Source organism: Vibrio sp. 1249-1 (assembly GCF_033340495.1).
The window spans coordinates 1-529 of record NZ_JAWOWJ010001129.1; the positions used below are offsets into that span (position 1 = coordinate 1).

1 protein-coding gene is annotated in these 529 nt (G+C 48.4%); it reads left to right on the forward strand.

What is annotated here, in order from left to right; translation table 11 throughout:
* A partial coding sequence (locus R7Z50_RS30855; protein WP_318150194.1) for an aconitase family protein occupies window positions 1–529 on the forward strand: 529 nt, incomplete at both ends.

Here is a 529-nt window from a genome sequence, read left to right on the forward strand (position 1 = left end):
CACTATACGAAAAAGTCTACGACGCACACGTTGCCGTCGCGGCAGAAGGGGAAACCCCTATTCTTTATATTGATCGTCACTTGGTACACGAAGTGACCTCTCCACAAGCCTTTGATGGCTTGCGTGAAAAAGGTCGTAAAGTTCGTCAGGTTAGCAAAACGTTCGCCACGATGGATCACAACGTTTCGACCACAACCAAAGACATCAACGCCTCTGGCGAGATGGCGCGTATCCAAATGGAAACGCTATCGAAAAACTGCGAAGAGTTCGGTGTTACCCTTTACGACCTAAACCACAAATATCAGGGCATCGTCCATGTTATGGGCCCAGAGCTAGGCATTACTCTACCGGGTATGACCATCGTTTGTGGTGACTCTCATACCGCAACACACGGAGCATTTGGCTCACTGGCTTTCGGTATCGGTACTTCTGAAGTTGAACACGTACTAGCGACTCAAACGCTAAAACAAGCACGTGCGAAAACAATGAAAATCGAAGTGAAAGGTAAAGTCGCACCGGGTATTACCGC